The organism is Pollutimonas thiosulfatoxidans, assembly GCF_004022565.1.
GTDB classification, from domain to species: domain Bacteria; phylum Pseudomonadota; class Gammaproteobacteria; order Burkholderiales; family Burkholderiaceae_B; genus Pusillimonas_D; species Pusillimonas_D thiosulfatoxidans.
In genome coordinates this window covers 3367411-3380864 of record NZ_CP022987.1, presented here as the reverse complement: position 1 = coordinate 3380864, position 13454 = coordinate 3367411, and the positions used below count along the sequence as shown (strand labels likewise).

Annotated in this window: 13 protein-coding genes; 4 read left to right on the top strand and 9 right to left on the bottom strand. The window is 57.5% G+C overall.

Annotated features, from left to right (window positions below; genetic code table 11):
- Window positions 1-64: 64 nt before the first annotated feature.
- The 7 genes from CKA81_RS16300 to CKA81_RS16270 form a co-directional block, all read right to left on the bottom strand.
- On the bottom strand, window positions 65-1123 hold the full coding sequence (locus CKA81_RS16300) for a TRAP transporter substrate-binding protein (RefSeq protein ID WP_128356247.1): 1059 nt from the start codon (window positions 1121-1123) through the stop codon (window positions 65-67).
- A gap of 27 nt (window positions 1124-1150) precedes the next feature.
- Complete coding sequence (locus tag CKA81_RS16295; RefSeq protein WP_128356246.1) at window positions 1151-1960, bottom strand: putative hydro-lyase; 810 nt, start codon at window positions 1958-1960, stop codon at window positions 1151-1153.
- Window positions 1961-2054: 94 nt separating this feature from the next.
- Window positions 2055-2960: a LysR family transcriptional regulator gene (locus CKA81_RS16290; protein WP_128356245.1), complete on the bottom strand. Its 906-nt coding sequence runs from the start codon at window positions 2958-2960 to the stop codon at window positions 2055-2057.
- Window positions 2938-5019 (bottom strand): putative bifunctional diguanylate cyclase/phosphodiesterase, encoded by a 2082-nt coding sequence (locus tag CKA81_RS16285; RefSeq protein ID WP_128356244.1) that lies wholly within the window; start codon window positions 5017-5019, stop codon window positions 2938-2940. Before CKA81_RS16285 ends, CKA81_RS16290 begins: the two co-directional genes overlap by 23 nt.
- A gap of 288 nt (window positions 5020-5307) precedes the next feature.
- Window positions 5308-6603 (bottom strand): PQQ-dependent sugar dehydrogenase, encoded by a 1296-nt coding sequence (locus CKA81_RS16280; RefSeq protein ID WP_128356243.1) that lies wholly within the window; start codon window positions 6601-6603, stop codon window positions 5308-5310.
- Window positions 6590-7027, bottom strand: coding sequence for a DUF2231 domain-containing protein (locus CKA81_RS16275; protein WP_128356242.1), 438 nt, complete (start codon window positions 7025-7027; stop codon window positions 6590-6592). Before CKA81_RS16275 ends, CKA81_RS16280 begins: the two co-directional genes overlap by 14 nt.
- Window positions 7028-7110: 83 nt before the next feature.
- Window positions 7111-7533, bottom strand: a complete 423-nt coding sequence (locus tag CKA81_RS16270) for a winged helix-turn-helix transcriptional regulator (RefSeq protein ID WP_128356241.1) — start codon at window positions 7531-7533, stop codon at window positions 7111-7113.
- 151 nt (window positions 7534-7684) lie between these two features.
- Here CKA81_RS16270 and CKA81_RS16265 point away from each other — a divergent pair, with 151 nt between their 5' ends.
- On the top strand, window positions 7685-9040 hold the full coding sequence (locus CKA81_RS16265; RefSeq protein WP_128356240.1) for an NTP/NDP exchange transporter: 1356 nt from the start codon (window positions 7685-7687) through the stop codon (window positions 9038-9040).
- Window positions 9041-9042: 2 nt separating this feature from the next.
- Window positions 9043-9975, top strand: a complete 933-nt coding sequence (locus CKA81_RS16260) for an SDR family oxidoreductase (protein WP_228255747.1) — start codon at window positions 9043-9045, stop codon at window positions 9973-9975.
- 21 nt (window positions 9976-9996) lie between these two features.
- Here CKA81_RS16260 and CKA81_RS16255 read toward each other — a convergent pair whose 3' ends face one another.
- Window positions 9997-11154 carry a baeRF3 domain-containing protein gene (locus tag CKA81_RS16255; protein ID WP_128356239.1) on the bottom strand — a complete coding sequence of 386 codons (1158 nt, stop codon included), beginning with the start codon at window positions 11152-11154 and terminating at the stop codon, window positions 9997-9999.
- 44 nt (window positions 11155-11198) lie between these two features.
- The gene (locus CKA81_RS16250) at window positions 11199-11555 is read right to left on the bottom strand and encodes an HPF/RaiA family ribosome-associated protein (RefSeq protein ID WP_128356238.1); all 357 of its coding nucleotides are present in this window, start codon (window positions 11553-11555) and stop codon (window positions 11199-11201) included.
- A 153-nt stretch (window positions 11556-11708) separates the two neighbouring features.
- On the opposite strand from CKA81_RS16250, the gene CKA81_RS17130 reads away from it, so the two are divergent.
- Window positions 11709-11897, top strand: coding sequence for a hypothetical protein (locus CKA81_RS17130; protein WP_164878432.1), 189 nt, complete (start codon window positions 11709-11711; stop codon window positions 11895-11897).
- Entirely contained in the window at window positions 11869-13440 is a 1572-nt protein-coding gene (locus tag CKA81_RS16245; protein ID WP_128356237.1) for a sensor domain-containing diguanylate cyclase, read from the top strand. Before CKA81_RS17130 ends, CKA81_RS16245 begins: the two co-directional genes overlap by 29 nt.
- Window positions 13441-13454 lie beyond the last annotated feature (14 nt).

Genomic DNA, 13454 nt, shown 5'->3' with positions numbered 1-13454 from the left:
TATCACCGGTGGAGCGCGGCCGGCCCGATCCGGATGGATAGGGCCGGCACACGCGTCATACTGACTATTTGCTGGCTGTGATGCCCAGTTTTTTACCTATGGTTTCGTTAAAGCCTTTGACACATTCATCAGAGCAGCGAGCCGCCCATTTGGGAACAACGGTTTCAGCCGTGATTTTCTTGAGCAGTTCGCGGTCGGCTGCTGTGGGTTCGACCAACTTCATCTTGCCCTTGACCGGCTGCGAGCAAGCCGCAGCGCCGGTATTGCAATCGTAGCCTTCCTGGGTTTCGCGGCCCGCAGCTTCCCATATCTGGTCGGTCATGACATCGATATTCTTCTGCACGAAGTCCTGCACCTTGGGATCAAGCTTGTTCCAGTAGTCCAGGTTAGCGGCGTGAATCTGTTGATTCCAGTTGATAGGCAGGGCATACAGGTGCGTGCTGACTTCATACCATTTTGCCGAATACCCGGACATGGAGCCGGTAATCGCGCAATCCACCACCCCGTTCTGCAAGGCCGGTACGACTTCGCCGAAAGGTATGGTCACGCTGGTACCGCCCAGCGCCTGCACGAACTCTGCTGTGGTTCTGCTGCTAGTACGCACTTTCTTGCCCTTCACGTCGGCCAGGCCAGAGATCTCGGCATTGCAAAAAAGTACCTGACCGGGGTAGGTGGACAGGCCCAGCACCTTAATGTTGTTCTTGCCATAGAACTCTTCATAGACCGGCTGGAACGCGTCGGTGACTTCGCGTGCGACGTCCACATTGGGAGCCAGGCCGGCCAGATCGATTGCTTCATTGATCGGGTTGTCGCTGGCAAAATACGCCAGCGTGGCCGTACCGATGGGTATGACGCCCTGCCCGATTAGGCGCAAGATCTCGGGACCCTTCAGCCCCATCTCGTTAAAGCCCTTGATGTCGGCCGTGACCTGCCCATTCGACAGTTCCGGTATGGTCTTGGTCCACATCGGCTGCTCGAAATTCTGGTAAGCCGTCAGGTTGCTCAAGCCGCCCACGACTTGCAATTGGGTCTTGGGCAGGTCGGCAACTTTCTCTTGCGCGATGGCGGCGGTGCCAAGCAGCATGGTGCTGGCGGCCAGTGTTGATAAAAGCACTTTTTTCATTGAAGTCTCCTCAAGGGTCTACAAAAATCAAAACGAAGCCAGGCTGGCATTGCTCACGTCCGTAATCAGCATATGGCCGGGAGCGTGGGTGATACTGAACCGGGGTTTGACGGTGCTGATGATGGATTGCGGCGTGACGCCGCAAGCCCAGAAAACCGGTATCTCATCGGGCTGGATATCGACCGGATCGCCGTAGTCGGGCTGGTCCAGCCGCGCGATGCCGATCAAAGCGGGATCGCCCAGGTGGACCGGAGCACCGTGGACGGCGGGAAAGCGGGAAGTAATCTGAATCGCGCGTATTGCATCCTTCGCCTTCATCGGTCGCATCGATACCACCATGGGCCCGTTCAGCCTGGTCGTGGCAGCGGTCGGTATGTTGGTGCGATACATGGGCACATTGGTGCCTAGTCTGATATGGCGTACGTCGATGCCATTGGCCAGCAGGGCCTCTTCGAACGAAAACGAGCAGCCGATCAGAAAGGACACCAGGTCATCCTGCCAGACATCGTCCAGACTTGTCGGTTCCGACGCCAGTTGCCCGTCGCGCCAAACGCGGTATTTGGGCAGGTCGTTGCGAATATCGATATCGCGGCCCAGTGCTGGCACGTTATAGCGGCCTGGTTCCGTAACCGCCAGCAGCGGACAAGGCTTGGGATTACGCTGGCAAAACAACAGAAATTCGTCGGCCCACGAGGCCGGCAGTATCATCAGATTGGCTTGCACACAGCCTGCAGCAAGACCGGCTGTCGGTCCGGCGTATTGCCCCAGCCGAATCTGCCGACGGCAACGCTCGGCTTCTGCGGCAAGGGTCGGGGAGACATCAGTGGACGGATTCATGCAGCGCTACGCCAGTAATGAGTATCTCTTTATTGCATCCTATCTCGTGCCTTCCGTCCAATTGTATGTACGCATGCGGGGCGATAAATTTTTCTTATGTCTCCGTAGGCTCGTTTGCCGCCCGCTTTGCAATACGCTGTGCCAACCTGGCCACGGTGCGCACCGTATGGCTATCAGGCGACTCTACCCAGCACGCATAAAAACTGAGCGGTGCCGGCGTTTTGTCCACATCCAGCACAAATAGCTTCCCTTCCGCGACTTCTTGGCTGATCAGCGCCGACGCAATAACACTGGGCCCTATGCCTCGCAAGGTCATCTGGACTATCGTGCTCATGGACGCGCTGCCATAAATGCGTGGCGACTTGATACCCGCCTCCTGCAGCAAGGTTCTAACAGCATGGTAAGGCAGGCTGGCGGAGGGATAAGTAATGACAGGGTACTGACCCAACTCTGCAACGGTTACCGGACGGCCATGCAGTTTCAGGCCGGGGCTGGCGACCCAGGCCAGATCGTAATCACATAGATGCAGGTCGCTTTCACGCGGCTCGTGCGTCGGCCCCACCAACATGGCCAGGTCTATCTGGTGTGCCGCCAACTGGCTGCGCAGAACATGGGTCGTGTCCACATGGAGCTCTACTACCAGCGCAGGATACCTCTGGTGCAGCTCATCGATAAGGTGGTGCAACCAGGTTTGCACCAGGGTCTCGGAGCTGCCCAGGCGCAAGGTGCCGCGCACGGCATTCTGCGCCTTGGCGACTGTCATCATTTCGTTGCGCAGGGCCAGCATGCGCTGGGCATGGGACAAAAGCTCCTGGCCTTTCTCGGTTAGCTTTATGCCACGCGCGCCCCGCTCGAACAGGCGCACGGCCATGGTGGCTTCCATCGCCGCAATACGTTGCGAGATGGCCGGCTGGGTAGTGTTTAGCTTCTCGGCGGCCGCGCGAAAGCTGCCCAGCTCGGCAACCCATACAAAGGCGTCAATTTGTTTGAAGTCGATCATCTGCCGCGCACATGAAGTCATCAGCCGCCATCGGCCTTCCGAGCAGATAGCCCTGCAATGAATTGCAACCCAGTTCGGCTAACAGCTTTTGCTGCGACATGGTTTCCACGCCTTCCGCGACCACATTCAGGCTGAGCGCTTTTCCGAGAGCAACAATCGCCGATACGATGGCCGCGTCTTCGGTGTCTTGCTTGAGCTCGCGCACAAACCCGCGGTCAATTTTTAGTTCGTTGGCCGGCAAGCGCCTTAAATACATCAAGCTGGAATAGCCGGTGCCGAAATCGTCGATGGAGATCTTGACCCCCATTTTAGCCAGTTGCTGAAGTATCGCCAGACTTTCTTCGACATCCCGCATCGTCGTAGTCTCTGTGATTTCCAGGATCAAACTACGCGCTGGCAACTGATGACGGTCCAAAGCCTGCCTTACGGTTTCTATAAGCTGGGGATGACGGAACTGTACGGCAGACACGTTTACCGCTACCGTCCAATCGGCACCCAGTTCCGTATCACGCCATATCTTCAGTTGGCGGCAGGCCTCGTTGAGCACCCAATTGTCGATTGCGGTGATTAAACCCGTTTTCTCGGCCACCGGGATGAAGTCATCAGGCAGCACTAAGCCGCGGCTTGGATGGTTCCAGCGTACCAGCGCTTCGGCTCCCACCACCGGCTGGGCCGGATCATCGAACTTGGGTTGGTAATGCAAAACCAGTTCGCCGCGCTCGACTGCAAAGCGCAAGTCGTGGATCAGTTGGAGATACTCCTGCGCATTGGCATTCATGGACGAATCGAAAAACGAATAGCCGTCACGCCCCAAGTCCTTTCGATGGTACATGGCAGCATCGGCGTTGATCAGCAGGGTGTGCGTGTCCATCCCGTCCTCAGGATAGATGGCGATACCGATACTCATGGAAAGACGCAGCTCGCAAGCGTGCACGGAAAATGGCTTTACCGTCTGCTCAACGAGCCTGGCCGCAAGCGTGGCAACCTCATCGGGGTCGGAGACTTCAGTCAATACCACGAACTCATCGCCGCCAAGGCGGGCAACCGTGTCCTCCGAACGAAGGCAGTGCTTGATTCGTTCAGCGACCTGGACCAGCAGTGCATCGCCCACTGCATGCCCATGTGCGTCATTGACCGCCTTGAAGCCGTCAAGATCCATGAAGAGCAAGGCGAAACGACTGTGATTGCGCTGTGCCGCGTTTATCATCTGCTCGGCCCTGTCTTCAAGCAAGGCACGATTAGGCAAGCCGGTAAGCGCATCATGCAGCGCCAGATGCCGCAGCTTCCTGTTTGCCTCGCTAAGCGATTCGTTCAAGACACCGGTATGCGATTCGTGCCGTCCATCCAGCACCGAGATGATCAGCGTGATGCCCAGTACGGCGACGGTTACCAGGGTGACCAATATGGACAGCCAGTTGTTATCCATACCAAAGCGTGCCGCGCCACAGATACTTCCTAGCGGAAACTGCGCTGCAGCCATACCGCTATAGTGCATACCAACGATGGCACAACCCATGATGACCGCCGCGCCGCAGCGAAATAGAATCGCATGGGATAAGCGGTAGCGTAGCCGGAACGTCATCCATAATGCCGCGCCCGACGACATCACGGCGACAATCACTGAAAGGACGAATAAGCCGGCGTCGTAAACAATGGCAGGCGCCATGAGCATGGCATGCATGCCCGAATAATGCATCGCTGCGATTCCACCACCCAACACCAGCGCGCCGCAGCACAATCTGCGCCAGTCCAAATGCTTTCGGCTGCTGGATATCCACAGCGCAAACGCAGAGGAAGCAATAGCCACGACCAGCGAGAACAGTGTGATCCATGGGTCGTAGCCCAAAGCGATCGGCAATTCAAACGCCAACATGCCAATAAAGTGCATGGACCAAATGCCCAGGCCCATGGCGAACGAGCCGCCCAGCCACCACCATAGTGCCGCAGGTTTTTTAGCCGTGCTGATACGGCTACCCATATCCAGGGCGGTATACGCGGCCAAAATTGCGACGAGAACTGATAGGACGACGAGAACGTCGCTGTAGCTGCTTTCTAGCATGAGATATATTGGACCGCGCCGCAGCACGCGCTATTGATGGCCCGACATTGATTGTCGGTCAAAACTCAGGGATCTAGGCATGCACCCACAACACATCGGTCGTGCTTCATAGACAAGGTCCCGGGCATCACCAGCTCGGGACCGTAAACATAACACGCCAAATTACATAGATGCGGCGACCTATACCGATCAACCGGCTTTGGTGCCCTGGGCGGGCTGGCTTAAAACAGCGACCGCCGGTAACCGACGGCCGCTGCCAGCTTTCGCTGCTCTACGGAGGCTTAGAATTTATCCGCCCTGTGCTCGCGTTACGCGCCAGATAGTATTGGACAAGTCGTCTGCAACGATAAGCGCACCGCGTGGGTCCACCGTTACACCGACCGGGCGGCCACGTGTCGTGCCATCCTCGTCACGAAAGCCTGCCACGAAATCGACCGGCGGCCCCGAAGGACGACCGTCGGTGAACGGCACGAACACAACCTTATAACCAACGGGATCCTTACGATTCCAACTGCCATGTTCGCCCACGAAGACCCCATCCGTGAAGTCGCCACCCATCGCCTCTTCGGAAAAATCGACCCCTAGCGCCGCAACGTGCGCGCCCAGGCTGTAATCGGGCGTGATTGCCGTAGCGACTTTCTCCGGGTTTTGCGGGCGGACGCGATCATCCACGTTCTGACCCCAATAGCTGTAGGGCCAGCCATAGAAGCCGCCTTCGCGTATCGTGGTCAGGTAGTCAGGAACCAGGTTCGGTCCGATCTCGTCGCGTTCATTCACCACTGCCCATAGCTGGCCGGTATTGGGCTGTATGGTCAGCGCCGTGGGGTTGCGCACGCCGGTGGCGTACTGCTTATGCTCGCCCGTCTTGGCATTGACCCGCCATATCACGGCGCGGTCGACCTCTGCCGTCATGCCGCGCTCGGTGATGTTGCTGTTGGAACCTATGCCCACATAAAGATAGTTGCCATCTTCACTGGCTGCCAACGCCTTGGTCCAATGATGATTGATAGCCGACGGCAGAGGCGTCACGGTTTCTGGCGGGCCGCCAGCTTCGGTCTGGCCTTCCTGATAATCGAATCGCACCAGAGCATCTTGATTGGCCACATAAAGATTGTTGTCCACCAAGGCCATGCCATAAGGCGCATTCAGGTTGTCGGCAAAAACAGTTTGCAGCTCGTACGTGCCGTCGCCATCGGCATCGCGCAACAAGGTCAAGCGGTTGCCGCCCGGGCCCGGACTATTGCCTTGGGCCTTGATATAGCCGGCAATGACGTCCTTGGGTTTCAGATCGGGCGCGCTGCCGCCCCTGCCTTCGGCCACCAGTATGTCGCCGTTGGGCAGTACCAATGTCTGGCGTGGAATCTTCAAATTAGTGGCGATAGCGCTAATCGTATAACCCCCAGGCACTGTGGGGACCTTGTCGCCCCAGGCCGCCGGCTTCGCAATGACCATGTCGGGCATCAAGCCGCGTTCAGGCTCAGGCAGTTGCGGCGCAGCGCCATACTGCAGCGGTTCCGTCTCGCCTCCGCAGGCGGCAAGCAAGGCAGAAAGCGTGACTATCGTGATTAGGCTATAGCGTCTCATTTCGTCCTCCGATGCGCGGTGTGCAAAAGCCGAACCATGTCGCCACGCAGGCCAGCAGGGCAACAACAATTGACAGGACCAAGCCGGAAGGCATGCTTGCCCAGGCGTCGCGGGCGTGCATGAGCGCATTCAAAAACCCCACCACCCAAGTCACGAGCAGTATTACCGTGTACACCACAGCGCCCTTGGAGCGTCGATGGGCGATGCACAGGTCGACGATTGCAAAAATCAGTGCAATACCAGCCAGCAGCAAGCCGCCGGCTATGAGCCAGGACGCAAAATTATTCCATTGGATGTTGTAGGAAGACGCGTAGGCGGCATCGCTCAGTGCCGCCCCGATAAACAGCGGAACGGTCCCGGCCAGCAACACGGCATGCAGCGGGTAGATCGTTCGAGAATATCGGTGTTCGATGATGTGGGCCACTATCTTCTCCTCCTCGGGTGCATGCGCCATGCGCTGCGTAATACGGGAGCCCACCAGCAAGCCGCGTGCCGAGGGTCAACGCGTTAGTTCTTCGCCAGGGCCCGCTTATCAAACCGCGCGCGTGCTTCTTCGATAGTGTCCAGGTTCTGCTCCGCCCAGATCCACACCCCGCAGAACGCCGCGCCCAGGCTCAAGCCCAGATCGGTCAGGCGGTACTCGACCTTAGGCGGTATTACCGGATGGACAGTACGTATTACCAGACCCTCGCGCTCCATTTCGCGCAGGGTCTGAGTGAGCATTTTTTGGCTGATACCGGTCACCAGCCTGGACAGTTGCGTGAACCGCAGTTCACCATGCTCCGCGAGAACATCCAGGATGATCATGGTCCACTTGTCTGCGACGCGGGCGATGATTTCAGTGACCAGCATTTCGACACGCGGGTCGAGCTTTTGCTCTTCGGATAACTGCTGCCGGACGGCGAGGTGTTGGGCGGTATTCGTAGCCATGTTCATTCTTCCAATACTTAACAAGAGCCTTCCCACCGAGAGAAATGGGGCTCGCTTTCCACCTGGTTAGTATATAACTTTTTAGTGCCTACTTCCCAAAAGAGAGTGTCGAATTTAATATCCGTCTAACGAGCATCGACGGAGAATTGAGATGGCTGCATCTTCCAGCGCGGCACCACGGGGTATTGCAAGACTGTTCAATGTCGAACAGCGGGAAGTCCAGGCCGTGTTGGCCGGTCTGTTGATGTTCTTCCTGCTGTTCACCGCCTACTTCATGTTGCGCCCGGTGCGCGAAACCATGGGCATAGCCGGCGGCGTACGCAACCTGCAATGGCTGTTTACCGGAACCTTCGTTGCCACCCTGCTTACCTTGCCGATATTCGGTTGGCTGGCTTCCAAGTTGCCAAGACGTACCTTGCTGCCATGGGTTTATGCCGGATGCGCCGCAGTGCTGCTTGGCTTCGCAGCAAGCTTCTGGGCAACGCCCGGCAATGTCTGGTCGGCACGAGTCTTCTACATCTGGCTGTCGGTCTTTAACTTGATAGCGATATCGCTGGCGTGGAGTGTGCTGGCCGATGTTCTGGTCGCCTCGCAAGCCAAGCGCACGTTCGCACTGATCGCCAGCGGCGCCAGCATAGGCGGGCTGGTCGGGCCGATACTGGGCGCGGTCTTGGTCGGCCCCATGGGCCATGCCGGCCTGCTGCTGATTGCCGCACTACTGCTGCTTGCCAGCGCAAGCGCCGCAGCATGGCTGCATCGCTGGAAAGACGCGCACCCTCTGGAAGAAGATGCAGATACTCCGGTAGAGCGACGCAAGCCGCTGGGCGGTAACCCATTCGCGGGTGCCACAGCGACACTGCGCTCCCCCTATCTATTGGGAATCACGCTGTTCGTCATCCTGTTGGCCAGCATCAATACTTTCCTGTATTTCGAACAAGCCCGTCTGGTTGCCCAGCACTTTCCGGATCCCACCCAACAAACCCGCGTCTTCGGCCTGATAGATACCGTGGTGCAGGCCTTGTCGCTGCTTTGCCAAGTGCTGGTTACCGGTCGATTGGCAAAACGACTGGGCGTGGGTGTTCTGCTGGTATCTGTGCCGGTGGCCATGGCCGTGGGGTTTGTGGCGCTGGCCATCGCACCCATGTTCGCCATCTTCGTCGTCGTCATGGTGCTGCGCCGCGTAGGCGAATACGCCCTGGTCCGACCCGGACGCGAGATGCTCTACACCGTCATCCCGGCTGAAGAGAAATACAAGGCCAAGAACTTCATCGACACTGTCGTCTATCGCGGCGGGGACGCCGTAAGTGCCTGGCTGAAACGCGCCATCGACGTCGTCAGTGACAGCCCCGCCGCCGCCATGGTCATCGGCGCCTTCCTCGCCGCGGGCTGGGGACTTTGTGGTTTTTTTCTCGGACGCCGCGAGCGGGCGTTGGAGGCATCGCAAACGCTCAATAAACATTCAACCGCAACAGGCGCCATGGCTGACGCCTACCTCGAACGGAGATAATCATGTCGTACATAAGCTTGACAACCCTGCGCAGGGTCTTCCTTCCGATCAGAACCGCAGTTACAGCGGCGACCCTAAGCGCGACGATCTTTGCAGGCGCCGCGCATGGTTCGGAAACCCAAAACTCGTCGGCCCGCCAAGCCGAACCCGCTGACACCATGCAATCAGCAGGCAACACCATTCTTATTACCGGCGGAGGTTCTGGCATTGGCCGCGAACTGGCAAGGCGCTTCAATGATCTGGGCAACACGGTTATCGTAGCCGGGCGCAGCATGGCCCCGCTGCAAGAGACCATTGCCGACCGCCAGAACATGCACGCCTACACGCTGGATGTTGACGACCCCACTGCCATCAGCACCTTCTCGCAGCAAGTCGTGAAGCAGCACCCCGAGCTTAATGTCTTGATCAACAACGCCGGCATCATGCGTTTTGAAGACTTGAGCAAGGCCCGCGATCTTGATGATGCCGAGGCGCAGATCACCACCAACCTGCTCGGACCCATCCGCCTGACCAATGCGCTGATCAATCATCTGACTACCCGAGCAAACCCTGTGGTGGTCAATGTGTCGTCCGGCCTGGCCTTCGTATCGCGTTCCGATGCCGGCACTTACGGCGCCTCCAAGGCCGCCATCCATTCCTACACCTTGTCGCTACGGGAGCAGCTTAAGGGACAGGTGAAGGTAATCGAGATCATTCCACCCGCCGTCCAGACCGAACTTACGCCCGGGCAATCCAGCCGAGAAGACTATATGCCGCTGGATGACTTCATGGATGGGGTGATGGGACTGTTCGCTCAGCAACCCACACCGGACGAGATCGTGGTGCCGCAGGCGGGGTTCTTGCGTTGGGCCGAGCGGGAGGGGCGGTTTGATGATGTGTTTGGGCGACTTAATGCTCAAGCGATCCGAAACAAAGCAGCCGCTACTGTCTCTTGATGTTGGCGGCTGCTGCTTGATCTAAAAGCGATAAATCGCGGCCAAGCCCGACGTAGTGGGCATGCGCTCGGCCGGCACCATAATTACCTCGGCACCGGTTCGTAGCGCTTGCTCTGCCAGATCATCGAGCATGTCATCCGTCCCTGGGGCACCTTCCGAGTGCAACGCACCCGTTTTCGGGTCTATGCGCCCGGGCAACTGCCGACCCGCCTCGAGCAATAGTACGCTCACCCGGCCCGCTATGGCGGCGGCTGCTACATCGGACAAATCAGCGCTGGCTTGCTGCGCATTCCGTGCAGCGTTGAACTCATCGATAAACCCGGCAAGCCGACCAATATAAATCGGCTCCATCGCTATCCAGGACCGCGAACGTAACTCATCGATGGACAAAGAGTCGGGATCAACTTGAATACCTTCCTCAAGCAGTTGGTCGTTATGGCTCACCGCTCGGAACATCGCGGCGTTTTCTGGCAATGCCACAAGAACGAGTGGCAAGCCGGATGGCTTGGAATGGTATGTTGAGATGGCACGGTCGACTGCCCGGAAGAAACGCTCGGTCTGCGGATCGATGACCTCTTCCTTTGCTCCATGGGTATAACGCACATCACCTGTAGCGCGATTGCCGCCTCCGGCCGGACTCGCACCCACCGTACGCATACGGCTCGTTGGCTCGGGCAAATCATCGCCGATCACATCGCTGGCGCTCGTCGGTACGTCGGCGGCGAGCTTCACTTCATCCAGTTTGTCCCGATTGCCCTCAAACAGTCGGATCGACTGCCGATTAACACTGAGAACCTGAAAACGATCGGCGGACTGCAGGACGCGCAAAATAGGCTTGATATGAAAGCTGTCGGCGACAATCGCAAGCGGCGCCGTAGGCCTTTGAAGATGCATGACCCGAAAGAAATCATTGCCGCCAAATATGGCCACCCCGTCAGTGGTGTGGTTCCAAAAGTTCGCATCGGCGGCCAAAGCATAAAAGGGCACAAGCATCTGTGCTACGTCGCCTTTTGAGTGTTGGGCGATCAACGAGTCTTCGGCCTGTTTGACCAGGTTGCGAAACAAAATCGGGTCCTGCTTGTTATCGGGGTGCTGCCGGTGAGTCGGTAGATAAATGGAAACACATGGACCTGCCTGCGCCGGGTCCAATAACTCATTCAGCCTTTGAAGTGTTGGCATAGATATCTCTCCTGTAGAACACGAATTAGCACTGCAAGATCATCCTAGGCAGGGTCGGTATCATCCAGCGGAACTATTGGATCGTGCCGCGCGGCGTCGCGTTTGCCAAAGGCAGTATCGAGAGCACTTGCCATCCTTTCACCGGCTCCATCAATTGCGAGAGCCAGTGTTGGCGCCTGGTGGCTGGCCGAAATGGGTTGCAGCCCCGCGACTCGCGCCTCCACCAAGCAGCGCTTATCGTCCGGCCCGGTTTTCGTGCTGTTCAAATCGCTCAAGTGAACTTCGACCCGAGTCACACGATCAGCAAAGCGCTTTAGCGTGCCACCAATTTTTCGCTCGACTTCCGCAGTAAGTGCTTCCGAGCCCACGATATGGCTATCAGTATTGAGTTGGATTTTCATTAGTACCCCCTAATCTTCAGACGCAGGCTTGAGGCGTGCAGCGCGTCATCTCAAGAACGTGCCTCAGTTCTGCATAACTCGCGCTGACTTAGTCAGTTATACACGCTTTGCAAAGGTTAATCCCTGCAGAGCACCACTCTTCTCGTGTTCTATATGCTCAAACCGATTTTGCCCCAATACAAATACTCGGCGGACATGGCAAAATCCGTGATGGGGCCAGCGTTGCAGCAGGCGGAAGCGCCGGGCGAGGTTCGGGAGCTTTATAGGTTGGTGCAACGCGAGCGTACCGAATACAAAATATACATGGCCATCAATGAGCTCACGTCGTTCCTCCAGGCTTAACCTTCGTCAGTTGATAGTGTTCCTGTCGGTAGCGGGCATATTGGTGACCTTGGCCAACAGCCTTTATGCCATCTACCAGGTCCAGCGAAATGAACTGATATCGAATGCGCTGAACTCTAACCTGGCATATGCCAACAAGCTGGCCGAAATCAGCGATGCCTTTCTCCGATCGGCCCGTAAGCAGCTGGCATACAGCGCCACGCTGCTTCCCGACCTATTGAACGACGAGCAGGTGTTGGATCAGGAAACAAGCCGCCTGCTCAGCCAGGCCAACGCTTTCAACGCTGTCGTGGTCGTCAATGCCGATGGAGTAATTGTTTCGGCTGCACCCGCCACGCTGGCAATCGAAGGCGTAAAACTTGGCACGGCCAACGCCATGCAATCGCTGCACGCCAGGCGGCCTATCGTCACCGATCCTTTCGTTTCTCCGGCGGGCAACTATGTCGTCAGCATGTCCCATCCGCTATTTGCGGTGGACGGCACTTATTTGGGTTATGTCGCTGGCGCAATCTACCTCGAAGAACAAAATCTGCTGCATAACGTGCTCAAGTACCATCACTATGAAGACGGATCCTATGTCTACGTGGTGGACCGTAATAAAACCCTGATCTACCACCCCGAAATGCAACGCGTGGGTGAAATCATTTCGGGCAATCCTGTGATTGATAGGGTCGTTCTTGGCCAGCACGGCGCGATGCCCGCGGTCAACTCTAAGGGCGTCGCGATGCTGGCCGGCCACGCACCCGTTACAGAAGCCGGCTGGGGCATTGTGATGCAGCGCGCCAGGTCGTCTACCCTGGCGGCACTGGACGACTTTGTGTTCGATGTCTTTTCCAAGATTGCGCCGCTGGGCTTACTGACCCTGCTTCTGACATGGATAGCCGCAAACGCCATCGCAAAGCCATTACGACAATTGGCCCGCCATGCCAGAAACATGAACAACAAAGATGCCGAGGGCTCCATCGCCACCACGCGATCTTGGTATTTTGAAGCCGATCAATTGCGCCGCGCACTGCTGAAGGGCGTGAAGTACATGCAGGCCAAGATAGAGCGGCTGCATGCGGACAGCTCTACCGACCCCTTGACCGGTTTGCTCAACAGGCGCGGTCTGGAAGAGGTTCTTGTACGCCACGCTGCATCAGGCGTACCGTTTTCCATCATTATTCTGGACGTCGACCGCTTCAAGCTGATCAACGATACCCACGGGCATGGCGTTGGAGATGATGTGATCCGGGCCCTGGCGGATTTGATGCGGGCCAACACCGGGCAAGGCGACACCTTATGCCGTGCCGGCGGTGACGAATTTTTGCTGCTGCTGCCCGGAGCCGACACGGCCACTGCCGCTCTGACTGCCGAGCGCCTGCGCGCTGTAGCGGCAAACACCAGCATGACTGAAGTAGGCAAGATCACGCTGTCTTTGGGCATTGCGTACTGGCCGGGAGGCGACACGCCCATCAGTACGACCTTGAAGGAGGCCGATGATGCGCTGTATGACGCCAAGCGTAGTGGGCGGGATCAATACAAAATAGCAACATCGGCTTGACACAGCCGGTTTGG

Coding starts and splice junctions, on each gene's coding strand:
- CKA81_RS16250 (WP_128356238.1), bottom strand. CDS start 11,555: ATGAAAATCCAACTCAATACTGATAGCCATATCGTGGGCTCGGAAGCA.
- CKA81_RS16255 (WP_128356239.1), bottom strand. CDS start 11,154: ATGCCAACACTTCAAAGGCTGAATGAGTTATTGGACCCGGCGCAGGCA.
- CKA81_RS16245 (WP_128356237.1), top strand. CDS start 11,869: ATGAGCTCACGTCGTTCCTCCAGGCTTAACCTTCGTCAGTTGATAGTG.
- CKA81_RS16300 (WP_128356247.1), bottom strand. CDS start 1,123: ATGAAAAAAGTGCTTTTATCAACACTGGCCGCCAGCACCATGCTGCTT.
- CKA81_RS16280 (WP_128356243.1), bottom strand. CDS start 6,603: ATGAGACGCTATAGCCTAATCACGATAGTCACGCTTTCTGCCTTGCTT.
- CKA81_RS16265 (WP_128356240.1), top strand. CDS start 7,685: ATGGCTGCATCTTCCAGCGCGGCACCACGGGGTATTGCAAGACTGTTC.
- CKA81_RS16290 (WP_128356245.1), bottom strand. CDS start 2,960: ATGATCGACTTCAAACAAATTGACGCCTTTGTATGGGTTGCCGAGCTG.
- CKA81_RS16270 (WP_128356241.1), bottom strand. CDS start 7,533: ATGGCTACGAATACCGCCCAACACCTCGCCGTCCGGCAGCAGTTATCC.
- CKA81_RS16295 (WP_128356246.1), bottom strand. CDS start 1,960: ATGAATCCGTCCACTGATGTCTCCCCGACCCTTGCCGCAGAAGCCGAG.
- CKA81_RS16260 (WP_228255747.1), top strand. CDS start 9,043: ATGTCGTACATAAGCTTGACAACCCTGCGCAGGGTCTTCCTTCCGATC.
- CKA81_RS16285 (WP_128356244.1), bottom strand. CDS start 5,019: ATGCTAGAAAGCAGCTACAGCGACGTTCTCGTCGTCCTATCAGTTCTC.
- CKA81_RS17130 (WP_164878432.1), top strand. CDS start 11,709: ATGCTCAAACCGATTTTGCCCCAATACAAATACTCGGCGGACATGGCA.